Here is a 25014-nt window from a genome sequence, read left to right as displayed (position 1 = left end):
GAAGGGACGCTTTGCGTTCCTTCTTTATTTTTAGAAAGTCTCTTGATAATAGCAAGCATCCTATGCAATCCATTAGGGTGAAGTAGAATCAAGGGCGATCGCCTTATATTTAAATCAATAGCTACAAACAGCTACGTGTCTAAGCTAGAGAGCGATCGTCATGATGTCCACTCAAAACCCTAACCTTCATCACTCTCCTACAACTAATGCCCTTGCAATGGGAATGGCTCTCAAAAAAATGTATGAGCTGGGGCGCAAAGATTTTGATTCAGAAAATTTTTCGGGGCTGAAATTGTCTTGCTGTAAGCTGTCAGCTATCAATCTGACTAGCTCAGATTTACGAAATGCCGATCTTGACCTAACTGACTTGAGTGAGTCTGACCTGCGGGGCGCAAATCTAGAGCGATCGACCCTTAGTTTTACAAATTTGACTAATACCGATTTGAGCAATGCTAATTTAAAAGGAGCAAATCTGGGGGGAGCAGACTTGAGTGGGGCAATTCTGAGAGGTACAATTCTCCAAAATGCCAATTTACGAGGGGCAAATTTGAGCAATGCTAGCCTAGAATTTGCCAATCTAGAAGGTGCAGATTTGACAGGCGCAAACTGCTTTGGCTGTAATCTGAGTTATGCCAATCTCAAACATACCAATCTGACCGAGGCAAATCTAGACAATGCCAATCTTCTCAAAAGTAACTTTGAATATGCCCTGCTAGATGGCACAACCCTAAACAACGCTAGTTACTAGGATTAGAGAAATTTATAAAAAATGGTTAGCCATGGTTTGCGGAGCAGCAAAGCCGCACCACAAAAAACTCTTTATTCTTCGATACCGATCGCTAGCCTTGTATATACAGTTGCTAGAGCATTGGCATCGCCGACATTACCAGGGAATAGGACTACGGGTAAATCGGGGAAACGGGGATGATCTTCGGGGGTACGCACGACGGAGCAACCAGCGAGAATTTGCCCTAGCAATCTAGCTGTAGGCAAATTTAAACCTGTGCTTAACACATCGTTGGAAGTAATACCACCTTTACTAATTAAAAAACCAATATCTGTGGGTAATTCCTGCACGATCGCCATTAATAGAGCTGACACAGCCTGCCCAAAGGCAAGGCGCGTGGAGATGTCCGCAAATTCCAGTTCTTTACGACTGGTAAACACTACGGCGGTTTGACCTAGCCCGTGGGCTTGATACACCTGTGCTAGAGCTTCCTGTTTAAGAATTGCTGATTGAGCTTCGGCATCACTTAAGAGGCGAGAAACATCGATCTCTACGGGGCAAGTATTAGGTGCTTTGAGTAGGTGTTCTAATTGCTCAGTGGTTTTTTTGACGTGAGAACCAACGATCGCGACCCCTGCTTTGTGCGATCGCATATATTTCGACATGTCCTCTGCCGCGATCGGTTGGGGTGGGAGCTTAGCAAGGGCAGTCAGCAAACTCGCCGCACTACGGAATAAAAATCTTTTGCCCGTGGAAGCAACTGCCAAAATATCAGAGGCAAACTGATTGAGATCGGCTTGGTTCTCGGCATCGACCACACCACATTGATTGTCATGCATTCTTGCTAAGCGCTGACGCACGCCCGCCCGAATATCGCCTAACAAAAAACGCTGTACATTTTCAGCAAGGATTCTCCCTTTCGTTTTTTCTTCGACATAATCAGGCAAATAGCTGTGGGTATAGCCAAAAACTGAATCCTTAGCAAATTCGGTTTCATGGACTGGGGTTGGCACGCCATTAACGACTAAATAATGCACACTCGACTTGGTAAAGCGTCCCCCTTCAAAAAAAGCTGGCACAAGGAAATGCGCGTCAAAATCACCTAACTCCTCAGCGATCGCATCTGTCTCGACGGGATAATGTCCACGCAGCGTCGAGTCGGAGCGACTAACGATCATAAATTCTTGAATACCTTCGGCGGCGATCGCAGGTTTGAGATTGCGACAAACTTCACGAGTCACACTGGTTGCATCTTCAGGCGTAAGCGATCGGGTATTCGTCAACACAAACATAATCGGCGAAGGATCGGCAAGTCCAATCCGCAGTGTGTCTGTATCCCACTTAGTCAACAATAGGCAGCTATGTACAGTTTGTGAGCCTGTCGGATCGTCATCAAGCACAATAATTTTAGGCTGTCGAGAAGAAGTAGCTGCCATTGCTTTTCTATAAAATGCAAACTAATGTTTGTAGAAGCTTATCTTGATTTATGTAAAAATAGCCAATCTTCAGCATCACAAATAGCAATCCTCACAATCAGATTTTTGAAAGCAAGCCGCAGGCTTGCTTTCAAAAATTTAAACCATAAGTGGCGGCGCGAAGCGCCACCACTTATGGTTTTTTGATTTTTGATGGCGCAGCAAAGCCACGCCATCAAAAATCGGTTCCTTATATTACAGCGAAGCCCTTATTCCTAGGAATTAGCTTTAAATTGGGCACTCCTACCTAAAGCTACACAAACTAATACACCGAAAGCAAAACCCAAGGTAGTAAAAGTCATTGGCTCTCCTAGCAATATCGCTGAGGCAAGAATTGTCAGAAATGGCTGAAAAAGTTGCAGTTGTCCAATTCGAGCGATCCCACCCAAAAACAAACCTCGATACCAAGCAAAAAAGCCTAAGAACATACTGAAACAACTGATATACAAAAAGCTGAGCCAAGCATTGCTAGAAATAGTTGTGAAGGAAGAAGGCAGATGTTGCAATACAATCGGCAATATCATCGGAAAAGACAGTACTAAAGCCCAACAAACCACCTGCCACGAACCAAAAGTACGCGCCAAAATTGTCCCCTCTGTATAGCTCAAGCTCGCGGCGACCACTGCTCCTAGTAGCGCCAAATCTGCAAAACTCATACTTCCCGTTCCCGATATCAGCGCAAAAGCAACTACTAAACTACTACCCGCGATCGCGCAAATCCAAAATATCAATGACGGTCGTTCACCTGCTCGCAAAACTCCAAACAGAGCCGTTGCTAAGGGCAATAAACCAATGATGACGGCTCCATAGGATGCAGAAGCGTCACGCATTGCTAGCGTAGATAACAACGGGAAGCCAATCACAGCACCAATTACGACCATAGCAAAGCTGGGGAGAAACCGCCAAGATGGAATCGACTGCTTAGTGGCAATTAATAAAATCAATGACAAGCCAGAGGCAATTACCGCTCGACCTAGCCCCACAAATACAGGATCGAAAGCAGTTAGAGCAATACGGGTTGCAGGCAAAGTGACGCTAAAAATTACTACTCCAAGAAACCCATAAACAAGTCCCATATTTACTTCTTCATTTTGCGGACTAGTCATTGTGCCTCGAAGTTTAACAGTCATACTAAAGTACAAAAAGTCTGAGTCATATGACTCAGACATTTTGTACTTCTATACCAAAACACAAAATAGCTACACTCTTTTGTGTTTTTAAAAACCAAACCCAGATAAATAGAGGCGGCGGCGCAAAGCGCCGCCGCCTCTGCCGCCTCTATTTATAGCTGTCGCCAGTCTTGTTAGGATACAAACCCAAGATGCGAGTGGCGGCGCAAAGCGCCGCTACTCACGTCTTGGGTTTACAAATGGCGACAGCTATATCTGGGCTTTATGTCTGAAGGAAAACTTGCATTACTAAAGATCAAAAGCCTTGCTAAGCAAGGCTTTTGATCTTTAGTAGAAAGGTCTTATAGCCTGTAAAATTACAGCTGAAGCACGTTTAGCATCTTCGGGTTGATCTAGCGTTAGGCTGACTTCAGTTAACCTTGCTTCTAGAGCTTCGACAGTTTCGTAAGTTTGGAAGATAAGCTGAATCAAATCATCAATATCGTAGGTATAAAGTGCTGACCAGTCACGTTCTTGGGGACTAAAACGATAATTTAGACTAGAAAACAGCAGGATCTTGGCATGAAGAGGACTAATGTTCCTCGAAATATCAGCTCGTAAATCAAATAGATTAGTTAAATATTTGAGGTTATGTTTGTGGGGAATCGTATCACTTTCGGTTCTCTCATATACATCATTGCTAGGCGCAGAAGACTGTGGATTATCTCCATTTAAAAAGCTATGGGGTAGCTTTCCTTCATCGCGCAAAGTATAGAGAAACCCAAGACTATCAATAATGTTATCCGCAGCAAGGAGATAGTCAGACTGTTTACTAAGTTGCTTGACTTGACTGTTTAACTTGTGTTTGAGCGTATTGAGATCAGGAAACATGATCATTAAGTCACGAACAAGCTGACGTATCTGTAACGCTTTAACTTCGTTGACATCATTTGACCAAGAATCATGACAGGTAAAGAGGATCAGTCGTTTGATGCGAAGTACATTGCTGTCTTGCTCCAAACTATCTATAACTTCCTCTAGAAGATTTAAATCTTCCATATTTTTGTTAGGCGCTGCAATGCTCAGTTGTCATATTGATTGATGAAGGCAGTCTAAGTCAAGATTAATGCCAAAACACAAAATGGCGTGGCCATTTTGTGTTTTTATAGCCAACAAAAGTTTGTTTAGGAAATCAAACCCAAAATACAAGTAGCGGTGCTTCGCACCGCTACTTGTATTTTGGGTTTTGATTTATCCTATCTAACTTTTGCATTGCTATAAAATTCTTACTTTATTTTTTAGTTCACAAAAATCTTGACACACTTCAGTGAATTGATCTAAGGCAGTAAGTAAACTCAAAAAGCATGTTCCGCGCGTGTAGAGGGCGGAACATGCTTTTTGAGTTTACGAGTGATATTTGCCATCAGGCATAGTTGCGCCACTAAAAATTGTGCCAATAGTGCTAGCTCCGCTCATTTCAGCTCTGGTTAACACCGCATCACTGAGATCGGCTCCATCCAGATTAGCTCTGACTAAATAAGCATCAACTAAACTAGCCTGACTCAGATTTGCTTTATCTAGTAGCGATCGCGATAAATCACTGCCATTAAGTATGGCTTGAATTAAGCCTGCGTTACTTAAAGTTGTCATAGTCATATTCGCTTTAGTTAGATTCGCTCCAAATAAGTTTGCAAGTCGCAAATTGGCGTTTTTGAGATCAGCCTTAGTTAGGTTTGCACCTTTGAGATTAGCTTCTGTGAGATTAACATTACCCAGATTTGCTTCAGTAAAAATTGTACCGATCGCGATCGCGCCACTCAGATTGGCTCCCTGTAAGTTCACCCTTGAGAGAGTCGCTTCACTCAGATTTGCGCCAGAAAGATCAACTCCTGTAAGATCAGCACCGCTCAAATTTGAGCCGCGCAAATCAGCTTTACGTAAATTTGCCCCACTCATTGTTGTGGGTGGATAGCCGCGCTCCTCTCGCATGAGCGTAGCACTCAAGATCGCACAGCGTAAATTTGCGCCACGGAGATTGACACTGCGTAAATCTGCTTCCGTCAGGTTAGCATCCATTAAGTTAGAAAAGGAAAGATTTGAGCCGAAGAGATTTACCCTCTGCAACATAGCTCCATGCAAGTCTGCCTCACTCAGGTTTGCACTCATCATGATTGATTGGTTCAGAGTTGCTCCACCAAGTTTTGCACCTGATAAATTGGCATGATTAAAGGTGACTTTGTTGAGGTAAGCAAAGACAAGATTAGTCCGCCGCAGGTCAGCCTTGGTCAAGTTTACGCCGATTAAATCGCTGTTAAACAAATTGGCATTAGCTAGATTTAAGCTAGCAAAGTCACGCCGACCAGCAGCATAGTCTTTCAGGAGTTTTTCTGCGCTCATGGTTTAGTTACGAAGTTGCTCAGAGCCTTGCAATTTTTCTGTTGCAGGATTTGGATAAGGTAAGGTGATCGTAATCCATGCTCCGCCAGTTTCAGGATGATTTCTGGCTGCGATCGCTCCTTTATGAAGTGTGACGATCTGACGGGCGATCGCTAATCCTAGGCCGCTACCACCACGATCAAGTCCCGATCTTGTCCGTGATGGATCGATTTGATAAAAGCGATCAAAAACATGGGGTAAAGCTTCTTCAGGAAAACCTTCTCCAGCGTCAATTGTTTCTATTTGTAAATTTGAGTCTACCACGCTGGTTTTGATTGTAATCGACTGAAGTGATGGACTGTGCTTAATACTATTGTCCAATAAGTTAAGCAAAAGCCGATAAATGCGTGACTCATCAAGCTGCCAAATTAATTGTTCATCACCGATATGTTTAAGCTTGACTTGTTTGCGATTGGCTAACGGCTCAAGGGTTGCCTCAACAGATCGCACTATTGACGCAACATTTACTTCACTTAGGTGCAGAACTGACTCTATGCCCACATCCATCTGACCTAATTCCAGCAAGTCTTGGACAAGTTTGGTAATCCGCTCTATTTCGCCCAGTAGACGTTCTACCCATATTCTTGCCGCAGGCTCAACGCGGGGTTCGAGGGTCTCCGCAACCAGACGAATCGAGGTTAGTGGTGTTTTCAACTCATGGGCAATGTCCGATGTCCAGCGATCGCGTTGTTGGGTGATCGTTACCGCCTCTTGACGATCTACCAAAAAAATGCCAATCTGCCCCATTCCTAGGTAGATACTATAGGCTCTAGTCGGTCTCCCAATCTGTGGTACAGGATCGACAGGATCAGGAATTGCAGGATGAAAGACCCAATCTACTTGAGAGCCTTGTTTACGTGTTCGTGTTTGTTCGACTAAGTGATCAAGTTCATAGGAACGGATTAGCTGTAACAAAAAGGGCTTACGGATTAATCCCTGTTGGTGGTTAGCGATCCCCATCATGGTGGCGGCTTTTTGATTACATACAGCTAAACGATTATCTTGATCGACTTGAATATAACCAATGGGAGATAATTCGACAATTTTCCCCCAAAGTAAGCGTTCGCTACCTTCCTCTATGGATTCAGTAACTTCTTGGCGTATATTTTGTTGAACTTTCTGCGCCCAAGATTTGAGACTGTGGATTGATTTTGCTTTAAACACATGACGCGATCGCTTACGAAATCGGTGATTGTTTCTTAGCTTGGCATAGTTCCAACTAAACCAGCAAGCACTAGTAGCGATCGCGCCAATGGCAATTCCGACAAGCAACCAAAAAATTTCCATTTTTACAGGTAAGCAATAGCAGCTTTAATTATGGAACCAAGTGCGTTTTAAAAGCTAAAAAAATGTAAGAGTCCAAAAGCCTACAGCAACGCAAGAGATAGCTAGGACAAATCAAAACCACAAAGATGAATGGCGGCGCGAAGCGTCGCCATTCATCTTTGTGGTTTTGATTTGTCCTAAGGGGTTTAGATACCAATTCACGAAAGTGTGGCAACACTTTTGTGAATTGGTATAAAGGGAGGTCTATTGAGGTTACTCCTGCGGATCACTATACAAATTAAGGCTTTGCGCCTCACCTAAATGGGTAGCGATCGCGATAAACAACGAATAAAAGTGCAAACATCAGCCAAAAGGCTTACGAAAAATCCCAATATTGCTCGACAAACTAGTAGACATTTTAGAAAGAGGGATGTATAGTATAGAGGTGTGAGGAGCGAACAAAAGAAAAAGCCTAGGAACGAAACAGGGAAAGTAACCTAGGCTTTTTCTTTTGGTTACTGTTAATAAAAAAGAGAGATCAGTTAAAAGCTGATCTCTCTTTTTTTGTACACATTTGTAAGCAAAACACTCGCAGTGCGAGTACTTTGCTTATTAGTCTATCCTTGCAAGAACAAAGGGTGGCACAACAAGACTAGTAAATTCTTTTTCTTTATTGGCATTCCAAGCGCTAAGCTCATCTGCGGTCGGATGACGCAACCAACCATCTTCGATCCATGACTGTACTAACTTCGTATTGTCCTCAGTCAGCGCAATCCCCACATCGACAAGATCCAGCTTTGCCCCAACCAAAATTACTCTAGCTCTAGCTGCATGGGGGGACAACCATTCCCACTGCGCTACATCAACCATTTCTTCTAAATCTTTTCTTGAATTACTCACTAAAATTCCTCGTCATCACCAATTACGTTATCAGTACCGATAATTTCTAGGTACTTAGCTTTGATAGCTTTAACATCTTGCCATGTTAACCACTTCGGACTGCCCTGTTCGCGGCTTTGATTTCGCAATAAATAAGAAGGGTGGAATATTGGCATCACTAATCGCCCTTCCCACTCGTACCATTTACCACGTACTTTAGTAATGCCTAATTTTTCACCCAATATTGACTTGAGTGATGTGGCTCCCGTCAACAAAATAATTTTAGGATCAACGAGACGAATTTGTTCCAGCAAGTAAGGCTTACAGGTTGTTGTTTCTACTTCGGTAGGAACACGATTATTGGGCGGACGGCATTTGACCGTATTGCAAATGTAAACATCTTTGCTCGTGTCAAATCCCACTGATTCTAAGATTTTGTCTAAAAGCTGCCCTGATTTACCGACAAAGGGTAATCCTGATAGATCTTCCTGCTCCCCAGGGGCTTCACCGATGATCAGGATTTTGGCGTTGCGATCGCCTCTTTCGACCACCACATTAGTCCGCGTTGGGGCAAGGGGACATTTTTGACAACTGCAAGCAACTTCGCGCAATGCATCAAGACTGGCAAACTGCTCACTTACTGGTACAGTGGCGGCAGGTAGGGGGGTAGCATTTTTAGCAGAACGCGCAGTTTTTTTCGCAGGTGGAGCATCGGTAGTTCCCTCGGCGTGGGGAAGATCCACCAAAGGAACCTCCGATGGAGTCAGATCAAACAGGCTCATTTGTTCTTTGTCAGTCATAGACAGGATATGCGCCCCAAATCAATACTTATTGCTAATATCTTACCTGTGTCAGCAATATATTGAACCTCAAGTTATCTAGACCTTAAGCATTACTTGCTCAATTACTGCATTTCTCGCCCATTTATCAGCTTCGAGAATATCTTCAAGCTCTGGCTTAGAAACGCATTTATGCTGATCGCATACATATTTAATCAAATCCGCAATCTGGACATACCGAATTCTCTCTTGGAGGAATAGTTCCACTACTTGCTCATTGGCTGCATTTAGTACCGCAGGCATAGTTCCACCTGCACGACCTGCGGCATAGGCTAGCTCCATGCAGGGGTATTTCTGATGATCGGGAGCTCGGAAGGTGAGAGTGCCACATTTCACAAGGTCAAGGCGTTCCCATTGGGTAGGAATGCGATCGGGATAGGAGAGGGAATAGAGCAGGGGCAAGCGCATATCAGGAAGCCCTAGTTGCGCGAGTACAGAAGTATCTTCCAATTCAATTAGAGAATGAATAATACTTTGGGGATGAATCACAATCTCGATCTGGTCATAATCCACACCAAAGAGATAATGGGCTTCGATGACTTCCAATCCCTTATTCATCAGGGTTGCTGAGTCGATTGTGATCTTCTTACCCATTGCCCAATTAGGATGCTTGAGTGCATCGGCGACGGTGACAGATGCTAGCTCCTCTGTTGGGCGATCGCGAAATGCACCACCTGAAGCCGTGAGAATAATCCGTCGTAGTCCGCCTTCAGGAACACCTTGTAAGCATTGAAAAATTGCTGAATGTTCAGAATCCGCAGGCAATAACTTCACGCCATGTTTTTTCACCAATGGCACAACCACTTCACCACCTGCAATCAAAGTCTCTTTATTTGCCAATGCAATATTTTTACCTGCTTTAATTGCTGCAATTGTTGGTAATAATCCTGCACAGCCAACAATTCCCGTCACCACTGCCTCCGAGTCTCCATAGGCTGCCACAGTTTCTACGCCCTCGGCTCCAGCTAACATGATTGGCTTTACGGCTAGATCGGCGATCGCCTCTTTTAGTTCAGAAAGCTTTTTTTCGCTAGCGATCGCCACAATCTCAGGTTGAAACTGGCGAATTTGTTTTGCCAAAAGATCAATATTTCCCCCTGATGTCATTCCCACAACCTGAAATTTGTCAGGATACTCCGCGACGATATCCAATGTTTGTGTGCCAATTGAGCCAGTGGAGCCAAGCAGGGTAATGCGTTTCATAGGATGAAGCTTATTAATATTGATTATTTAATAGTCAAAGTCTTGCATAGTTTTTTGAGCGATCGCGATCAAAATATAAAAAGTTGGGGCAGCGCGATGCGCTGCCCCAACTTTTTATATTTTGGTTCCAGTTATATGAAATTGTGACAAAAACTTGATCCTAGGCTCAAATATTAATTTGTTTTAAGTTATCTCACAATCTAAGCGTCGAATGTAAACCTCTACGATAAACTTGGTTTTAAACATCCCGTGCCTAAATAGGTACATATATTGATTGGAGCAATAGCAATATGTCGCATGCAGTCAAAATTTATGACACCTGTATCGGCTGCACACAATGCGTGCGTGCCTGTCCTTGTGATGTTTTGGAAATGGTTCCTTGGGATGGATGCAAAGCGGCTCAAATCGCTTCTTCTCCCCGTACCGAGGACTGCATTGGTTGCAAACGTTGCGAAACTGCTTGCCCCACTGACTTCCTAAGCGTCCGTGTCTATCTTGGTGCTGAAACCAGCCGCAGCATGGGTCTTACCTACTAATTTTATAGTTTTTATAATTATTTTTAGTTAGATAAGATTCTTGTTTATTTTTCATTAAGTGCAATTATTCTTTATCCTGCATTTAGATTTAGGCGTACCAATTGGTGCGCCTAAATTGTTTTAAAAAACCAAAAGGCACGCTATGCGTGCCTTTTGGTTTAATAGAGACGGCGCTACGCGCCGTCTCTATATGAATATTTTTATGCTTGATATTTTTGACTACCTACCCAATGGCTTACTAGAGCTTGAATCTACGCAACTTTGGCAATTACTCGATCGCCCCACACTGATCCACCTAGAAGGCGATCGCCAACCAGCATTATTTGTTTCGATTTTGTTACATGGCAATGAAACAACTAGTTGGTTAGCGATGCGCGAGTTACTTCGCAAATATCAACACAAAAAGCTGCCGCGATCGCTTTCTTTGTTTATTGGCAATATTGAAGGTGCGAGATATCGCCAAAGGCATTTGGCTCATCAGCCTGACTACAATCGCATCTGGCAAATTGGGGATGCATCTGAGCCATTACCAGAGCAAATCATGGCGCAAAAGGTAATTGCTGAAATGCGATCGCGGGGAGTATTCGCCAGCATCGATATTCACAACAATACGGGCAAAAATCCTCACTATGGCTGTATTACTCAGTTAGATAAGCATTCTCGACACTTAGCGCGGCTATTCAATAAAACGGTGGTGTACTACACCAATCCCAAAACAGTGCAATCCTTTGCCTTTAGTAAATTTTGCCCTGCAATCGTTTTGGAATGTGGACAGCCTGACATGCCCGATGGCACGGCTCATGCACTGGAATATGTAGAGACTTGTTTGAATCTCGATAGTTTTGATGATTTGCCTGATTCGGCGATCGCCGATATTGATTTGTTTCACACAGTGGCGATCGTTAAAGTCCCCGAACAGATTAATTTCAGCTTCACTGGTGAACCTGACGATGACATCACTTTTCCTACCGAGATGGATTGTTTGAATTTCTGCGAATTACCAAGTGGCACAAACTTCGGTATAGCGAAAACGGAGAAAGCCTATTTATCTGCTGTGAGCGAAGAGGGTGAAGAAAAAGGCGATCGCTATTTCCAAATCGAAAATGGCGAAATTCTTTTAAAAGCGCCTGTAATGCCGTCAATGCTCACTCTCAATACTGACATTGTGCGTCAAGATTGCCTCTGTTATTTGATGGAACGTTTCCCAACCCCAGAATAAAAAGGCTGGTGCAAAGCACCAGCTTTTTTATTCTGTTTTTTTAGAGCGCACAGCGCTATAAAGCTAACGTCCAAAGGGAAACTTAAATGGTAAAGGCTTGATTAATGCTAACTCTGCAATCATTTGTTCATGCAAATGACCATTGGTGGCAAGTAACCTTCCAGACTTGGGAATATGCTCACTGCCATCGTAAGCAGTGACAACTCCACCAGCCTCACGCACAATCACCACACCCGCCGCCAAGTCCCATAGCGATAAACCACGCTCCCAATAGCCATCTAAACGACCACATGCTACATAGGCTAAGTCCATCGCCGCCGAGCCTCCACGCCTCACACCTTGAGTGATGTGCGTGAAATGGCAGAACTCCGCATAGTTATTATCCTCAACGAGAGTTCGATCATAAGCAAAACCAGTTACGAGCAAACTCCGACTAAGTTCTGTGGTTCTAGAAACATGAATTGGTAAACGGTTACGAGTTGCGCCTAAGCCTGTGGCTGCTCGAAATATTTCATCACGAAAAGGATCATAAATCGCACCTACGGCAGGAATTCCATCAATCAATAAAGCGATCGACACCGATGAAAATGGATATTGATGAGCATAGTTAGTTGTGCCATCCAAAGGATCGATCGCCCATAAATATCGACTTTCGGTATTTCCCAATACACCCGATTCTTCTGCCAAAATTCCGTGATCAGGAAAATGTCTTTGCAAAATAGAGAGAACTATTGCTTCTGATTCTTTGTCAGCGATCGTCACCAAATCCCCTGGGCGTTTTTCTTCGATTTCTTTAAGATTTCCCCAATAGGATCTTAGAATTGCGCCTCCTGCACAAGCTGCTTCAGTAGCAATATCTAAGAATGTTTGTAGTTGCTCTTTACTAACAGAAGCCAGTGAATTTGTCATGATCTTAAAAAGTGTGTTGTTTGAGTAATTTCAGATAAAGATTAGACTTGTAATTGTGAGCATTCATGTCGCCAATCCAGAAAATTAGCGAATGATACATAACTATCTACAGCGCATTACGCTCAAACCTGAACCAAGAAATTTTTGGGAGGTACTGCTTTGCAACTCTTTCCAAGAAAATCTTGGTTTGTTTGATCGGTAATTGCTGTAATTTCACCAGATCGGTGGTGTCTATAAGGGGACGATCGCTGCGAGAATATCTAAGCATTTCTTTTGTGAAGATTCTTGTCGCAATTCTTCATCTTTTGTTACTTTTTTATCAAATCACAAATTTAGCCTCTTACTGTCCCACATATATCTCACATATCTCTCAAGTAACACTCCATGAAGCCGTCTTGGAAAATATCCCTGCTCCCAGTCCTAATCGCCAGTGCGATCGCTAGTTTATTTCCCTCAGTCGTACACGCAACTACCTCACCCCCATCTACCCCCATTGATCAATCCAATGCGAAAGAGGCGGAAGAACTTTGTGGCAAGCCAACCCTTGACGATCTGTCTCAGCACAAGGTTAAGCAAGGTGAGACTCTTGAAGCGATCGCCAAGCAATACGAACTTAAAACTGCAACCCTGATGGGGCTGAACCCCGAAGTTCGTAATGGTGAAGTCAAGGTTGGTCAAACCCTATCAATTCCGCCTCTAGATGGCTTGACCTATCGTTTCCAAAATGACGAGAACTACACCACTGTTGCTAAAAAATTTAAGATTCGTGCTGATGTCCTGTTCGAGCGTAATGGCTGTCAACGTAAGCCCAAAGTTGTATTCGTTCCTGGGGCAATCTGGAAGCCCGATCCAGTTCCTTTCAATCCTGCGATCGCTTCTAGAGGCTCAGGCAATCCCGATGTTATCTTCCAGACAGGAGGATATCCCTTACCCTACGCCGTGCCCGTTACCTCCAACTATGGCTGGCGCATTAATCCTGTAACAGGTATTTGGTCTTTTCATAGCGGCATTGACCTCGGCGCACCTTTTGGCACTCCCGTACTCGCCGCCAAATCAGGTCGTGTCGAATATGCAGGCTGGGGCGATGGTTATGGCAATCTTATTGAACTCGATCATGGCTCTACAGGCACAAGGTATGCCCACCTAGAAGCCATTTACGTTTATCAAGGTCAAAGTGTTGCTCAAGGTCAGCAACTAGGCATTGTCGGTTCAACAGGACGCTCTACTGGGCCTCATCTGCACTTTGAGATCATGGTCTCATCAGGAGATGGTTGGGTAGCTCTTGACCCAGCCCCATATCTCAATCGGATTGCTGCTTCTATGACTAATTTATTTGCGCTTTAAGCAAACATGGCAATGTAAGTTTTAAAAAAGGAGGGGATGCGCTAAGCGCATCCCCTCCTTTTTTGATTGTAACGGTATGTAACTAAAGTTTTGTGTCAGCGATCATCCAGAAATGCATTTCGCTAGCATGGTTTTTAATATTTCTTACAACGCTTTGCGCTCAAACTCAACCCAAGCAATTTTGTGAAAGTGTTGCAAAGCAACACTTTCACAAAATTACTTGGGTTGTTGCTCAGTAGCTGCTGTAATTCATTAGTTTGAAAACTTATTAAACATAACTATGACCTTTTCCCCAAGCACCATTGCCCTATTTATTTATGGAGTTATCGCGATTGTTGGCGGCATCATCGGTTTTGCCAAAAGTCAAAGCAAAGCATCGATCATCTCAGGCAGTATTAGCGGGCTTGGATTACTTGTCGCAGGAACCGCCGCCGCGCAAAACCAAGAGTGGGGAAAAATAACTGGCATGGCCATCACAGTTTTGCTAGTGATCGTCTTCATCGTGCGGCTCATCAAAACCAAAAAATTTATGCCAGCAGGCTTAATGATCCTTGGAGGTGTCACAACCCTTGGAGTAGCAATACTTTCAGCCTAATTGATCTCGGTTTTCACCTCTAGTGATAACATATGAAATGTTAAGAAGTGTGATGAAGAAAAGCTTGTGGACAACGCAATGCTTCAAAATGTTTTGGTAATCATTGCTTTGACAAAGAAACCCTCCATGTCAGATCAGCCCCAACCTTTTAGTAATTGTCCCTAGGACATAGCTAAAGCAAAGGAATTTCTGCATGGTACGGCATCACATCAATCGTTTTTATTCACATTTTTGATTGGAGAAAAAATTAAATGAGCGTAGTCACGAAGTCCATCGTGAATGCAGATGCTGAAGCACGTTACCTCAGCCCTGGTGAACTAGATCGCATTAAGGGCTTTGTAAGCTCTGGCGAGCGCCGTCTTCGCATTGCCCAAACTTTGACCGAATCCCGCGAGCGCATCGTTAAGCAAGCTGGCGATCAACTTTTCCAAAAGCGTCCTGATGTTGTTTCTCCTGGTGGAAATGCATACGGTGAACAAATGACCGCAACTTGCCTACGTGACCTCGACTACTACCTCCGCCTAGTAACCTACGGAGTTGTATCTGGTGATGTCACCCCTATCGAAGAAATCGGTCTAGTTGGCGTTAAGGAAATGTACAACTCTTTAGGCACTCCTATTCCTGGTGTTGTTGAAGGTGTTCGTGGTCTTAAGAATGCAGCAGCTTCCTTGTTGTCTGGTGAAGATGCAGCCGAAGCTGGTTACTACTTTGACTACGTCATCGGTGCAATGCAGTAAGGCGATTTCCGAACTCTCTTAGATTGTTATCGGATTGTTCTCAAATCGATTGTATTTAAAAACAGAATTTAAGCTATTCAGAATTCTGAATCCGTAATTCAAAAAACTAATTGCAAACCTAAAAGATATACAAAAATGCAAGACGCAATTACTTCCGTCATCAATTCTTCTGACGTTCAAGGCAAGTACCTTGATGCCGCTTCTCTAGAAAAGCTAAAGAGCTACTTTGCAACTGGCGAACTTCGCGTTCGTGCTTCTGCTGCGATCGCTGCTAACTCTGCAACCATCGTTAAAGAAGCTGTTGCTAAGTCCTTGTTGTACTCAGATGTTACCCGTCCCGGCGGCAACATGTACACCACCCGTCGTTATGCTGCATGTATCCGCGACCTCGACTACTACCTTCGCTATGCAACCTATGCAATGCTTGCTGGTGATGCTTCGATCCTTGATGAGCGCGTACTCAATGGCTTGAAAGAAACCTACAACTCCCTTGGAGTACCTGTAGTTTCCACCATTCAAGCTATCCAAGCAATCAAAGAAGTTGCTGCTAGCATCGTTGGTTCTGACGCTGGTAAGGAATTGGGTGTATACCTCGATTACATCAGCTCTGGCTTGAGCTAATTACCGATATAGCGTTGGTTGCTATCTATTTATTAATTCAATTTCTAAATTAATTAATATTTACTAAGGCGGCGGAGGTAGGTTAGCTTGAGCTTCCTATCTCGCCGCCAACGCTTATATCAGTCTAGAAATATTTCTTTGAAATTAACTTCTAATTAATCTTTAAATAACTGGCTCTGAAGGAGATCGCCGCTATGCGGACTTTTAAAATCACTGCTTGTGTACCTAGCCAAACTCGCATTCGTACACAACGAGAGTTGCAAAATACCTATTTCACGAAGTTAGTGTCCTATGACAACTGGTTCGCTGAACAGCAACGCATTATGAAAATGGGTGGCAAGATTGTAAAAGTTGAACTAGCTACGGGCAAGCAAGGCACAAATACTGGCTTACTTTAGTTTTTTTCTTATCCCCAAACAAAAAAGGCTCGCTAAGCGAGCCTTTTTTGTTTGGGGATTTGCTTATGATTGTCATAAGGAATACTTTTATGACTTTTTGTCGAAAATGTTTCTTTGGGTATATCTAGAAAAAATGTTTATCATGATACAGTTTTTTTAATAACTTTAAAGTATTGTTACGTTATGTTGACACGGTGACTAATATCTACTGTTAAGCAACTTCAATGCCTTAGTTATTGTCATAGTTTAGTGTCATTGGTTGATTCGTAAAAGAGGTACTTATGAGTGACTTACCTATCGAGAAGCAATTTACCCACATGATGTTTTGCCAGCAGATCCAAAACATAGATCTGGATGCAGCTAAGCAACTCCTCACTGAGTTGCACATGCTTTATCTTGGTCAACAAGCTGTTATGGTGAAAATTGCTAAGCAAGAGTTTTTAGGGGGAATGTAATCTGAAACCCATAAATCATAGAAAAGCCGCGCATTGCGCGGCTTTTCTATGATTTATGGGTTTAGAATCTTGGTTATTGATGATAGTAAGTTAGGAAGTATTTGATTAGGTTTGTACTTTTCTAATTGTGCTTGATTACGAATGCCACTTAAAACACCAATTACAGGAACATCATAGGTTTGGGCTGCGATAATATCCGCTTCAGTATCGCCAATCATCCATTGTTGCTGGACTTCTGGCAGATTAGCTTGAGCAAGCTTCATTAATTTGGGCTTGTCTTGAGTATCGACAGTTTTTATGTAGTCGTCATCAAGGCAAAAAATGCGATCGCTGGCAAAAAAGCGTCTTAAATCGTATTTATCTAGAACAGGTTCTAGCTCGCGACGGCGACGCATGGTCATGACCGCAAGATCGACTCCTGACTGTTTAGCTTTTTCTAGGGCTGGTATGGCACTTTCGATGAGCTGATCATGCTCAAAATATGGATCTGTATGGACTGTGGCACGACGCAGGTGAGCAAAGGCAATGGATTGCTTCTCATCTGCAAAGCCTGAGATTTTAGCAATTTCTTTTTCTGGGACTTGCGATCGCTTTAATTCCCAAAATTCAGTTTTAGGTAAGGTTGTAACTACTTGGTGAGGTTTGCGGATTTTGTCTAAGCAATATAAATAAACTTGGTAATAGCGCTCTGATACGTCCATGATTGGACCGTCGAAATCAGTAAATATGCGTTTTTTCATAGTTTTAAAAATAACTTAAAAGCCAATAATTAATAATGCGCGAAGCGCAGTATTAATTATTGGCTTTTAAGAGTTAATAGCTAAATTTGGTTCAGAAACCCAAACCCCATAGTGGTTCAAAATTTTTTTGATTAAAACTTGGAATTGTTCAGGAAAAGATTGCGGGTATGTAAGCCACAATCCTCCAATTTGACTACCTAAGTAACTAAATTCAGTACTTTCTTGCCAAAATAATTCAGCATTAATATTTTCGTCAATTTGTTCGAGATGGGATGCTAACTCTCGATACATAGCTAAAGCAATATCGGGACTGTAAACAATCCTGTAGCGATTAAGCTCTAAGTTACCACTAGGCACTTTCTAATTCCTGTTCTAAATCTTTTGCTTCTAAAACATTACCGACTACATGAGTGCCGAGAATGCAGCAATTAACTTCGTCAATGCATACCTTTCCCCATTGCAAAGCCCAACGTACTAAGGAAACTCGATTGTCAGTTTTAGTTTTAGTGAGAATATTGCTGATGTGATTATCGACAGTACGTTTGCTGATCGCTAGTTTGACAGCGATATCTTGATTGGTTAAGCCCGCAGCTACTAGTTCAATCACTTGCAATTCTCTTTCAGATAGAGCAATTGATGAATTTGTAATTACAGTTTGATTTGATTCGGCAGGGTTGGTCATGGTAACGAAGATGATTTGCGCCAATATTTCAGAATTATACTCATTCTGGCGGTTAACTAATGAGTATAATTTCTTATTCGAGATTGTGTCAATTAATTAAGTTTTTCCCAAGATTGTCTTAGCTATGCTCATGCATGGAATAAAAAATCGTTTAAGTGGTTATTTTATAGCTGTAGTCAGTCAAACCCAATAGAGAATTGTGGCGCGAAGCGCCGCAACTCTCTATTGGGTTTAGATCAAGCTAACAAAGATTCGATCCATTTTGGGGGACTGGGTATAGGATTGCCAAGTCGATCTAGCACAATCCAAGCCACTAGATGCACAAGTAATTGATATGCAAAATTACTAAAGATAATTGCGGCGATCGCAAAGGTTTGGATGGCAGCAAAATCTGGTTGTTCTAATGAACCAAAAAGTTGTAGTAGCCAATTGAGTAGTCCTGTAACCTGCACAATTGAATAATTCCAAACATTTTCACCTAATAAAATTGATAAAAAAGCAAATTGAAAAGCTGTACCAATTGAGCCAATCATCGTCGCAATGCTCAGAGAACCCGACCAAGGAAAATCCCGTTTCCATAAATATCCCAATGTCACTCCGACTAAACCATGGGGAACAATATACTGAATGCTGCGGGTTGGTCCCATCAGAATTGCCAAAAGCAGGGCGGTTACAACCATCGCCATCCATGCAGCCCGACTATTCCACCGTAGGTAGGCTAAAGCTGTGGGCAAAGGAAATAGCATTCGTAGTAACGGACCCAAAGGAAAGTAAAAGTTAATTAAAAACAACATGGCGGTAGTACTTGCCAGAAATGCAGTTTCTACCATTTCACGCGGATCGGTATGGGGCAATTTGGTCATAGATTTTCGGACGGGATTTCTTTGGGGGTGGTATCAGGAAAACGCCGACGCAATCCGTATAGCCACACTAAACCAAAAATACCTGCGGCGATCGCGGCAAGACTAATCATCTGGGCTGTACGAAGCCCGCCCACCATTAAACTATCAGTGCGTAAACCCTCAATCCAAAATCGACCGAGACTATAGGCGATCGCGTAGATCATCGTAATCGTGCCAGTCCTCAGTTTCGGAAATCGCAAGAAGGCAAAGATTAAAATTGCAAACACACCAAGATTCCACAGGGATTCATATAAAAATGTGGGATGAAAGTATGCCTCATTTACCAATTTAGGGGGGCGACGATTGATCGGAATAAATAATTTCCAAGGTAAATCCGTGGGACTACCAAAAGCTTCAGAATTAAAAAAGTTGCCCCAACGCCCGATCGCTTGTCCCAAAATTACCGCAGGCATGATGATATCAGCCATCATCCATGTGGAAATTTTTTGACGCTTACAAAAGATGGTTGCGGCGATCGCCCCACCGATAATGGCTCCATGGATCGCAATCCCACCTTCCCAGATCGCAAAAACTTTGTACCATTCTTGAGTCTGAAAGCGATGCCATTCAAATAGGACATAGTAAAAACGGGCGCAGGGAATCGCTCCAACTACGAGCCAAATCGCCAAATCGCCAACTAGCTCAGGATCAACATTACGTTTTTGGGCTAGAGTCTGCGCCAAAACAGTCCCCAAAATAATTGCCGAGGCAATCAACAGTCCATACCAACGGATCGAAAGTGGTCCAATCTCAAAGGCGATCGGACCTGGAGATGTAAATTCAAAAGCAAGAGGCAACAGATTAAACACTTTTTCCTTTTTCCTTTTTACTTGAACCTTATTCCTGCTTGCTTAAGACGATTCAGTGCCTCGCCCAAGCGATCGCAGTCCGCGATCAAACTGATTCTGACATAGCCTTCACCGCCTTGTCCAAAGGCACTACCAGGAGTAAATACTACGCCTGTACTCTCCAATACTTTAAGAGCAAAGTCGGCGGAAGTCATGCCTACAGGTACAGGAATCCAGAGATACATCGTGGCATAGGTTTTGGGAATATTCCAACCTAGTTCGCCTAATCCTGATATCAAGAAATCACGTCGCTCTTTGTAGCGATCGCAGACTTCTTCAAGATATTTGTCTGGCAGTTGCAGGGCAGTCTCGGCAGCTACTTGAATTGCGGAGAAGATCCCATAATCGAGGTTAGTTTTGAGGGTGCGTAAACCTTGAATCACATGACGATTGCCGACTACAAAGCCCACACGCCAGCCCGCCATATTATAGGTTTTGGAAAGGGTATGAAATTCTACACCCACATCTTTGCCGCCTTCGATTTCTAGCAAACTGGTAGGTGTATAGCCATCAAAGGCAAGCTCGGCGTAGCAGAGATCGTGAACTAATAAAATCTCGTATTTCTTAGCAAAGGCAACTACTTCTTCAAAAAATTCACGGGGAGCGATCGCTCCTGTGGGATTGGCTGGGTAATTGAAATACATCACCTTGGCACGTTTTGCCACATCTTCGGGAATCGCATCTAAATCAATTAGCCAGTCCTTTTCTGGACTAAGGATCATTTCATAGATTTCGCCACCAGCTAGCAAGGGACCTCGAAAATGGGCGGGATAGGCGGGACTTGGTACAAGCACAAGATCACCGGGATCGATATAGGCGATCGCTAAATGTCCTAAACCTTCCTTAGAGCCAATTAAAGGTAATGCTTCACCTTCAGAGTCAAGCTGGACATTGTAACGGCGTTTGTACCAATCCGTAATCGCGCGACGAAAACTTGCCGTGCCTTCAAAGGGAGGATAGCCATGATTTTTGGGGTTTTTTAAAGCAGCGATCGCTGCTTCAACTACGGGTTCAGGGGTAGGTCCATCAGGATTGCCCATCCCCAGATCGATCAAATCGAGACCTTGCTCTTTCGCTCGTAACTTCAACTCATCTAGACGTGCAAAAACGTATGGAGGTAGTTTTCCTAGTCGTTGAGCAGGTTTGAGCCAAGTCTTCATTTGTGTTGTGAGAACGTATAAGGGTGAATGGATGTAGTTGTTGTAGCTACGCTACAACAACTCAACTGGTGTTGTTATAGAAATTCGATCTTAATAGAAATTGTCTCGCGATCGCACTTGCGATCAAGAAACTAGCAAGAGGACAAAGTGTTGTTTCTAGTTTTAAGGTTTAACGATAGTAATAAAGCGATGATATTCATTATTTGGATGACAATTTATAGATGCATATCAATCTAAATCCCAGAAAACAAGTGTGGATATAGAATTGAGCCTATCTTGATGATTTGACAATTTGTTAACTTTTATATCAAAAGACTTAACACAAGTTTACAAATTCTTAATACAATTGGATCAACGAGTAAGTATTTATCCTCATCATGTCTGTTGCAGAATTTCCTTGGCTTACCACAATTCTTTTGTTACCCCTTGTAGCAGCTTTCGCAATTCCTTTTATTCCTGACAAATACGGTAATGCTAAGAATGTGCGATCGTATTCGATGGCAGTAGGTTTTATTGAATTGTCATTAATGATCTATGCATTTTGGAGTCAATACAATTTGCATGAAGCATCGTTTCAAATGGCAGAGACATACGCTTGGATTCCTCAGCTTGGATTGAACTGGTCATTAGCGGTTGACGGATTGTCAATGCCGCTTATTTTATTGACAGGCTTAATCACCACCTTAGCAATTTTCGCTAGTTGGAATGTAAAGCATAAGTCCCGTCTATTTTATTTCTTGATGCTTTGCTTATATAGCGCTCAGATTGGCGTATTTGCAGCTCAAGATTTATTACTATTCTTTTTTATGTGGGAATTAGAACTGATTCCCGTTTATCTGTTGATTTCGATTTGGGGTGGACCAAAGCGTCTTTACGCAGCAACCAAGTTTATTCTCTACACAGCATTAGGTTCAATTTTTATCCTTGTCGCTGGGTTAGCGATGGCTTTTTACGGGGATACCACTACCTTTAATATGGCAGAACTGGGAATGAAGCAGTACCCAATCGCTTTTGAGCTACTTGCCTATGCTGGTTTCTTGATTGCCTTTGGTGTGAAATTGCCGATTTTCCCTTTACATACATGGTTACCAGATGCTCACGGGGAAGCCTCTGCGCCAGTATCGATGGTACTAGCTGGTGTCTTATTGAAAATGGGTGGATATGCCTTAATCCGTTTCAATATTGAAATGTTGCCCAATGCCCATGTTTACTTTGCGCCTTTATTAGCAGTTCTCGGTGTAGTCGGCATTGTTTATGGAGCAATGGCAGCTTTCGCGCAACAAAATCTCAAACGTCGCTTAGCCTATTCTTCGATTTCACACATGGGCTTTATTCTGGTGGGATTAGCGTCATTCAATGATTTGGGAGTAAGTGGGGCGGTTTTACAAATGCTATCTCACGGCTTGATTGCCGCAGCTCTATTCTTTTTAGCAGGGGTTACCTACGATCGCACCCATACTTTAATGATGGATGAAATGGGCGGTATTGCTAAAATCATGCCTAAGGCTTTCGCTTTGATGACCGCTTCGGCTATGGCTTCTTTAGCTCTACCTGGAATGAGTGGATTTGTGAGTGAGTTGAAGATTTTCCTTGGCATTACCACCAGTGATGTCTATGCCGCTAATTTCAAGGTTGTGATGATTGGTTTAGCCGCCGTTGGCGTAATTATCACGCCAATTTATCTACTCTCAACTTTGCGTCAAGTCTTCTACGGTCAGCCAAACCCTGCTTTGCACTTTGATAAGTACGTCAGCGATGCTAAACCTCGCGAAGTATTTATTGCCGCTTGCTTACTTGTGCCGATTGTTGCGATCGGGCTTTATCCGAAATTAGCAACTCAGACCTATGATGTAAAAACTGTAGCGGTAACTGAACAAGCGCGTGGAGCTTTTAGTTTAGTTGCTCAGACTAATCCACATCTTTACTCATCAGGTTTGCTTGCTCCAAAGCTATTTCACCCCAAGCCTCAAACTCTTTTGGGAATAGTTGAGTAGTCAAGAATAAATTCTGTACAGATAAAAAAAGAGCGCTAAGCGCTCTTTTTTTTAACTATGCCATCATCATCACTACATTTCGTTGGATATTGGTGTTTAAGTCTTCTAGAGCAAAAGTGCGATCGCGATCGGCTATCTCTGCATAGTATTTATAACCAAGCTCTTGCAATAGTTTCTTAAGTTGATCTCCCGTTGCTCCTGCGGCTCTAAGACTGGTGGGATGGACTTCAATGATCAGAGTTGGTTTTAAAGCCGTAATCATTTTCCTAGCCCCTGAGAGAAAAGCACATTCACTACCTTCCACATCCAGTTTTAGTACAACTTTGCCAGTAAAATTTTGCCAATCGACCAATTCATCAAACCGTTTGAGTGGAACTGTGAAGGTCTTGTATTGATGGGTTGCGGAATGTTCTGGAAATATACCTGCTGAGCCAGATGTACCAATGGGTACTAATAGCTCTATTTCACCGTCAGTATCACCAACGGCAAGATTATAAATCTGGAATTTGCAGATTGCATTGGCAGTTAGGGATTTTTCTAAAGCCTTGGCTAAACGAGGCTGTGGCTCCACCGCGAGGACAAAACCTTTCTCGCCAACCATCTTGCTTGCCACGATCGCAAAGCTCCCATGATTTGCGCCAACATCGAGGAAAGTATCACCCTCAGACAGTAATCCTGATAAAACTCGCGTGTCGGTTTCTTCACTAGCTAGTTCATTAACAACTTGAAAAAGTCGCATATCTGTCGGATTCAAAAATACTTGATAGCCCGATAGTTGGAGTTCTAGATATTGATCAGGTGAAAGTCGATAGAAAATATTTGATAGAAATCTAAATAACTCTCGTCCACCGATGAGGTAGCTCTTGCCAGTGAGACTGAAATACAATTTGCAGTACCAACCAAAGATGCGATATAGAAATGGTAATTGCTTCCTCAGATTTGGATTGAGTATCCATCCTAAAACTGAGCGATCGTACAGCCAATCATCGGGTTGAGTTCGTTTACTTACTTTAGTATTTGGGAAATTATGGATCATAAAGTTTTTCTATCTCTTTTGAAATTTTGGCAAGAATGGACATAATTAATTACAAAACCGTAAAGTTGCGCCCCTGCGGGGCGCAACTTTACGGTTTTGTAATTAGCACTTATTTGAGGAAGTCAGCGATCGCACAGGGACTTGGTTTGCAGAGAGATAATCCTTAATTTCTGCGATCGTCAGTTCGCCATAATGCAGTAAAGAAGCCAGCAACGCTGCTTCCGCTCTACCTTCAGTCACTGCTTGCAAAATATGTTCGCAATTTCCCGCACCACCCGAAGCAATCACAGGAACTTCAACTAAATCCGCAACTTGACGGGTTAGCTCCAGATCGTAGCCAGCCTTTGTGCCATCAGCATCCATACTTGTCAGTAAAATTTCGCCAGCACCACGTTTGACCACTTCCTGCGCCCACCAGAGGGCATCAATACCAGTATTTTCTCGACCTCCTCGTACATATACATCCCAGCCGCTATTTTGAGGATCATTTCTACGTCGAGCATCGATCGCCACCACAATGCACTGATTGCCAAAGCGATCGCTACTGCGATTAATCAAATCTGGATCATGCACTGCTGCGGAATTCATGCTTACCTTATCTGCTCCAGCCCGCAAAAGCTCACGAATATTGTCTACATTGCGGACACCGCCGCCCACTGTAAGCGGAATAAATACTTGCTCGGCAGTGCGATAGACCACATCCAAAATAGTACCGCGATCTTCATGGGTAGCAGTGATGTCTAGAAATACTAATTCATCGGCTCCTGCGAGATTATAAGCCTGTGCTAGTTCGACAGGATCGCCAGCATCCTTAAGATCAACAAAGTTGATCCCTTTGACGACTCGACCTGCTTTCACATCTAGACAAGGCAAAATGCGTTTCGCTAGCATAAGCTCTTTAATT

The 25014-nt window shown here is 43.0% G+C and carries 28 protein-coding genes; 10 read left to right on the top strand and 18 right to left on the bottom strand.

The window, feature by feature from the left end; all coding sequences use genetic code 11:
* Positions 1-160 precede the first annotated feature (160 nt).
* Positions 161-748 carry a pentapeptide repeat-containing protein gene (locus H6G05_RS14980; RefSeq protein WP_190578936.1) on the top strand — a complete coding sequence of 196 codons (588 nt, stop codon included), beginning with the start codon at positions 161-163 and terminating at the stop codon, positions 746-748.
* 71 nt (positions 749-819) lie between these two features.
* On the opposite strand, the gene H6G05_RS14975 is transcribed toward H6G05_RS14980, so the two are convergent.
* From H6G05_RS14975 to H6G05_RS14940, 8 genes are all read right to left on the bottom strand, one after another.
* Positions 820-2163 carry a four-carbon acid sugar kinase family protein gene (locus H6G05_RS14975; RefSeq protein WP_190578935.1) on the bottom strand — a complete coding sequence of 448 codons (1344 nt, stop codon included), beginning with the start codon at positions 2161-2163 and terminating at the stop codon, positions 820-822.
* 254 nt (positions 2164-2417) lie between these two features.
* Positions 2418-3371: a DMT family transporter gene (locus H6G05_RS14970; protein ID WP_242025529.1), complete on the bottom strand. Its 954-nt coding sequence runs from the start codon at positions 3369-3371 to the stop codon at positions 2418-2420.
* Positions 3372-3659: 288 nt separating this feature from the next.
* Positions 3660-4370 carry a hypothetical protein gene (locus tag H6G05_RS14965; RefSeq protein WP_190578934.1) on the bottom strand — a complete coding sequence of 237 codons (711 nt, stop codon included), beginning with the start codon at positions 4368-4370 and terminating at the stop codon, positions 3660-3662.
* A gap of 345 nt (positions 4371-4715) precedes the next feature.
* The gene (locus H6G05_RS14960) at positions 4716-5708 is read right to left on the bottom strand and encodes a pentapeptide repeat-containing protein (RefSeq protein ID WP_190578933.1); all 993 of its coding nucleotides are present in this window, start codon (positions 5706-5708) and stop codon (positions 4716-4718) included.
* A 3-nt stretch (positions 5709-5711) separates the two neighbouring features.
* Positions 5712-7034, bottom strand: coding sequence for a sensor histidine kinase (locus H6G05_RS14955; protein WP_190578932.1), 1323 nt, complete (start codon positions 7032-7034; stop codon positions 5712-5714).
* A gap of 591 nt (positions 7035-7625) precedes the next feature.
* Positions 7626-7913 carry a DUF2288 domain-containing protein gene (locus H6G05_RS14950; RefSeq protein ID WP_190578931.1) on the bottom strand — a complete coding sequence of 96 codons (288 nt, stop codon included), beginning with the start codon at positions 7911-7913 and terminating at the stop codon, positions 7626-7628.
* Positions 7913-8692 (bottom strand): uracil-DNA glycosylase, encoded by a 780-nt coding sequence (locus tag H6G05_RS14945; RefSeq protein WP_190578930.1) that lies wholly within the window; start codon positions 8690-8692, stop codon positions 7913-7915. Before H6G05_RS14945 ends, H6G05_RS14950 begins: the two co-directional genes overlap by 1 nt.
* 78 nt (positions 8693-8770) lie before the next feature.
* Positions 8771-9934 (bottom strand): 1-deoxy-D-xylulose-5-phosphate reductoisomerase, encoded by a 1164-nt coding sequence (locus H6G05_RS14940; RefSeq protein ID WP_190578929.1) that lies wholly within the window; start codon positions 9932-9934, stop codon positions 8771-8773.
* A gap of 290 nt (positions 9935-10224) precedes the next feature.
* On the opposite strand from H6G05_RS14940, the gene psaC reads away from it, so the two are divergent.
* Complete coding sequence (psaC, locus tag H6G05_RS14935) at positions 10225-10470, top strand: photosystem I iron-sulfur center protein PsaC (protein ID WP_009628656.1); 246 nt, start codon at positions 10225-10227, stop codon at positions 10468-10470.
* Between the two features lie 190 nt (positions 10471-10660).
* Positions 10661-11689, top strand: a complete 1029-nt coding sequence (locus H6G05_RS14930) for a M14 family metallopeptidase (protein WP_242025526.1) — start codon at positions 10661-10663, stop codon at positions 11687-11689.
* A 63-nt stretch (positions 11690-11752) separates the two neighbouring features.
* On the opposite strand, the gene H6G05_RS14925 is transcribed toward H6G05_RS14930, so the two are convergent.
* Positions 11753-12598 (bottom strand): inositol monophosphatase family protein, encoded by an 846-nt coding sequence (locus tag H6G05_RS14925; RefSeq protein WP_190578928.1) that lies wholly within the window; start codon positions 12596-12598, stop codon positions 11753-11755.
* Between the two features lie 106 nt (positions 12599-12704).
* Positions 12705-12866, bottom strand: coding sequence for a hypothetical protein (locus H6G05_RS14920; protein ID WP_190578927.1), 162 nt, complete (start codon positions 12864-12866; stop codon positions 12705-12707).
* A gap of 116 nt (positions 12867-12982) precedes the next feature.
* Between H6G05_RS14920 and H6G05_RS14915 the strand changes: the two genes are divergently transcribed.
* From H6G05_RS14915 to H6G05_RS14890, 6 genes are all read left to right on the top strand, one after another.
* Positions 12983-13942, top strand: coding sequence for a peptidoglycan DD-metalloendopeptidase family protein (locus tag H6G05_RS14915; protein WP_190578926.1), 960 nt, complete (start codon positions 12983-12985; stop codon positions 13940-13942).
* 280 nt (positions 13943-14222) lie between these two features.
* Positions 14223-14537, top strand: a complete 315-nt coding sequence (locus H6G05_RS14910) for a TMEM14 family protein (protein WP_190578925.1) — start codon at positions 14223-14225, stop codon at positions 14535-14537.
* Positions 14538-14788: 251 nt separating this feature from the next.
* On the top strand, positions 14789-15274 hold the full coding sequence (gene apcA / locus H6G05_RS14905) for an allophycocyanin subunit alpha (RefSeq protein WP_094536173.1): 486 nt from the start codon (positions 14789-14791) through the stop codon (positions 15272-15274).
* 135 nt (positions 15275-15409) lie between these two features.
* Positions 15410-15895: an allophycocyanin subunit beta gene (gene apcB, locus H6G05_RS14900; RefSeq protein WP_094536172.1), complete on the top strand. Its 486-nt coding sequence runs from the start codon at positions 15410-15412 to the stop codon at positions 15893-15895.
* A 194-nt stretch (positions 15896-16089) separates the two neighbouring features.
* The gene (locus H6G05_RS14895; protein ID WP_094536171.1) at positions 16090-16293 is read left to right on the top strand and encodes a phycobilisome linker polypeptide; all 204 of its coding nucleotides are present in this window, start codon (positions 16090-16092) and stop codon (positions 16291-16293) included.
* A gap of 281 nt (positions 16294-16574) precedes the next feature.
* Positions 16575-16748, top strand: a complete 174-nt coding sequence (locus tag H6G05_RS14890) for a hypothetical protein (protein ID WP_176453353.1) — start codon at positions 16575-16577, stop codon at positions 16746-16748.
* Between the two features lie 53 nt (positions 16749-16801).
* Here the strand turns inward: H6G05_RS14890 and H6G05_RS14885 are convergent, their stop codons facing one another.
* The 6 genes from H6G05_RS14885 to H6G05_RS14860 form a co-directional block, all read right to left on the bottom strand.
* On the bottom strand, positions 16802-17488 hold the full coding sequence (locus H6G05_RS14885; RefSeq protein ID WP_190578924.1) for an HAD family hydrolase: 687 nt from the start codon (positions 17486-17488) through the stop codon (positions 16802-16804).
* 66 nt (positions 17489-17554) lie between these two features.
* On the bottom strand, positions 17555-17845 hold the full coding sequence (locus H6G05_RS14880) for a hypothetical protein (RefSeq protein WP_190578923.1): 291 nt from the start codon (positions 17843-17845) through the stop codon (positions 17555-17557).
* Positions 17838-18170 (bottom strand): photosynthetic electron transport-dependent transcriptional regulator PedR, encoded by a 333-nt coding sequence (pedR, locus tag H6G05_RS14875; protein ID WP_190578922.1) that lies wholly within the window; start codon positions 18168-18170, stop codon positions 17838-17840. Before pedR ends, H6G05_RS14880 begins: the two co-directional genes overlap by 8 nt.
* Before the next feature lie 236 nt (positions 18171-18406).
* Positions 18407-19033: a DUF2232 domain-containing protein gene (locus H6G05_RS14870; RefSeq protein WP_094536167.1), complete on the bottom strand. Its 627-nt coding sequence runs from the start codon at positions 19031-19033 to the stop codon at positions 18407-18409.
* Positions 19030-19881: a prolipoprotein diacylglyceryl transferase gene (lgt, locus tag H6G05_RS14865; RefSeq protein ID WP_190578921.1), complete on the bottom strand. Its 852-nt coding sequence runs from the start codon at positions 19879-19881 to the stop codon at positions 19030-19032. Before lgt ends, H6G05_RS14870 begins: the two co-directional genes overlap by 4 nt.
* Positions 19882-19898: 17 nt before the next feature.
* Positions 19899-21080 (bottom strand): aspartate aminotransferase, encoded by a 1182-nt coding sequence (locus H6G05_RS14860; RefSeq protein ID WP_094536165.1) that lies wholly within the window; start codon positions 21078-21080, stop codon positions 19899-19901.
* A 377-nt stretch (positions 21081-21457) separates the two neighbouring features.
* Between H6G05_RS14860 and H6G05_RS14855 the strand changes: the two genes are divergently transcribed.
* Positions 21458-23074, top strand: coding sequence for an NAD(P)H-quinone oxidoreductase subunit 4 (locus tag H6G05_RS14855; RefSeq protein ID WP_190578920.1), 1617 nt, complete (start codon positions 21458-21460; stop codon positions 23072-23074).
* Between the two features lie 55 nt (positions 23075-23129).
* Here the strand turns inward: H6G05_RS14855 and H6G05_RS14850 are convergent, their stop codons facing one another.
* Positions 23130-24110: an FkbM family methyltransferase gene (locus tag H6G05_RS14850; protein ID WP_190578919.1), complete on the bottom strand. Its 981-nt coding sequence runs from the start codon at positions 24108-24110 to the stop codon at positions 23130-23132.
* 102 nt (positions 24111-24212) lie between these two features.
* Entirely contained in the window at positions 24213-25001 is a 789-nt protein-coding gene (gene hisF / locus H6G05_RS14845) for an imidazole glycerol phosphate synthase subunit HisF (RefSeq protein WP_190578918.1), read from the bottom strand.
* Between the last annotated feature and the right edge of the window lie 13 nt (positions 25002-25014).

It is taken from the genome of Phormidium tenue FACHB-1050 (assembly GCF_014696925.1).
Lineage (GTDB): Bacteria > Cyanobacteriota > Cyanobacteriia > Pseudanabaenales > Pseudanabaenaceae > Pseudanabaena.
Note: the sequence above shows the minus strand (reverse complement) of the source record. Positions and strands in the feature narration are given on the sequence as shown.

What these genes read in the sequence shown, in the direction of transcription:
- H6G05_RS14980 (WP_190578936.1), top strand. Translation starts at nt 161, where the DNA reads ATGATGTCCACTCAAAACCCTAACCTTCATCACTCTCCTACAACTAAT.
- H6G05_RS14975 (WP_190578935.1), bottom strand. Translation starts at nt 2,163, where the DNA reads ATGGCAGCTACTTCTTCTCGACAGCCTAAAATTATTGTGCTTGATGAC.
- H6G05_RS14970 (WP_242025529.1), bottom strand. Translation starts at nt 3,371, where the DNA reads ATGTCTGAGTCATATGACTCAGACTTTTTGTACTTTAGTATGACTGTT.
- H6G05_RS14965 (WP_190578934.1), bottom strand. Translation starts at nt 4,370, where the DNA reads ATGGAAGATTTAAATCTTCTAGAGGAAGTTATAGATAGTTTGGAGCAA.
- H6G05_RS14960 (WP_190578933.1), bottom strand. Translation starts at nt 5,708, where the DNA reads ATGAGCGCAGAAAAACTCCTGAAAGACTATGCTGCTGGTCGGCGTGAC.
- H6G05_RS14955 (WP_190578932.1), bottom strand. Translation starts at nt 7,034, where the DNA reads ATGGAAATTTTTTGGTTGCTTGTCGGAATTGCCATTGGCGCGATCGCT.
- H6G05_RS14945 (WP_190578930.1), bottom strand. Translation starts at nt 8,692, where the DNA reads ATGACTGACAAAGAACAAATGAGCCTGTTTGATCTGACTCCATCGGAG.
- H6G05_RS14940 (WP_190578929.1), bottom strand. Translation starts at nt 9,934, where the DNA reads ATGAAACGCATTACCCTGCTTGGCTCCACTGGCTCAATTGGCACACAA.
- psaC (WP_009628656.1), top strand. Translation starts at nt 10,225, where the DNA reads ATGTCGCATGCAGTCAAAATTTATGACACCTGTATCGGCTGCACACAA.
- H6G05_RS14930 (WP_242025526.1), top strand. Translation starts at nt 10,661, where the DNA reads ATGAATATTTTTATGCTTGATATTTTTGACTACCTACCCAATGGCTTA.
- H6G05_RS14925 (WP_190578928.1), bottom strand. Translation starts at nt 12,598, where the DNA reads ATGACAAATTCACTGGCTTCTGTTAGTAAAGAGCAACTACAAACATTC.
- H6G05_RS14920 (WP_190578927.1), bottom strand. Translation starts at nt 12,866, where the DNA reads ATGCTTAGATATTCTCGCAGCGATCGTCCCCTTATAGACACCACCGAT.
- H6G05_RS14915 (WP_190578926.1), top strand. Translation starts at nt 12,983, where the DNA reads ATGAAGCCGTCTTGGAAAATATCCCTGCTCCCAGTCCTAATCGCCAGT.
- H6G05_RS14910 (WP_190578925.1), top strand. Translation starts at nt 14,223, where the DNA reads ATGACCTTTTCCCCAAGCACCATTGCCCTATTTATTTATGGAGTTATC.
- apcA (WP_094536173.1), top strand. Translation starts at nt 14,789, where the DNA reads ATGAGCGTAGTCACGAAGTCCATCGTGAATGCAGATGCTGAAGCACGT.
- apcB (WP_094536172.1), top strand. Translation starts at nt 15,410, where the DNA reads ATGCAAGACGCAATTACTTCCGTCATCAATTCTTCTGACGTTCAAGGC.
- H6G05_RS14895 (WP_094536171.1), top strand. Translation starts at nt 16,090, where the DNA reads ATGCGGACTTTTAAAATCACTGCTTGTGTACCTAGCCAAACTCGCATT.
- H6G05_RS14890 (WP_176453353.1), top strand. Translation starts at nt 16,575, where the DNA reads ATGAGTGACTTACCTATCGAGAAGCAATTTACCCACATGATGTTTTGC.
- H6G05_RS14885 (WP_190578924.1), bottom strand. Translation starts at nt 17,488, where the DNA reads ATGAAAAAACGCATATTTACTGATTTCGACGGTCCAATCATGGACGTA.
- pedR (WP_190578922.1), bottom strand. Translation starts at nt 18,170, where the DNA reads ATGACCAACCCTGCCGAATCAAATCAAACTGTAATTACAAATTCATCA.
- H6G05_RS14870 (WP_094536167.1), bottom strand. Translation starts at nt 19,033, where the DNA reads ATGACCAAATTGCCCCATACCGATCCGCGTGAAATGGTAGAAACTGCA.
- H6G05_RS14860 (WP_094536165.1), bottom strand. Translation starts at nt 21,080, where the DNA reads ATGAAGACTTGGCTCAAACCTGCTCAACGACTAGGAAAACTACCTCCA.
- H6G05_RS14855 (WP_190578920.1), top strand. Translation starts at nt 21,458, where the DNA reads ATGTCTGTTGCAGAATTTCCTTGGCTTACCACAATTCTTTTGTTACCC.
- H6G05_RS14850 (WP_190578919.1), bottom strand. Translation starts at nt 24,110, where the DNA reads ATGATCCATAATTTCCCAAATACTAAAGTAAGTAAACGAACTCAACCC.
- hisF (WP_190578918.1), bottom strand. Translation starts at nt 25,001, where the DNA reads ATGCTAGCGAAACGCATTTTGCCTTGTCTAGATGTGAAAGCAGGTCGA.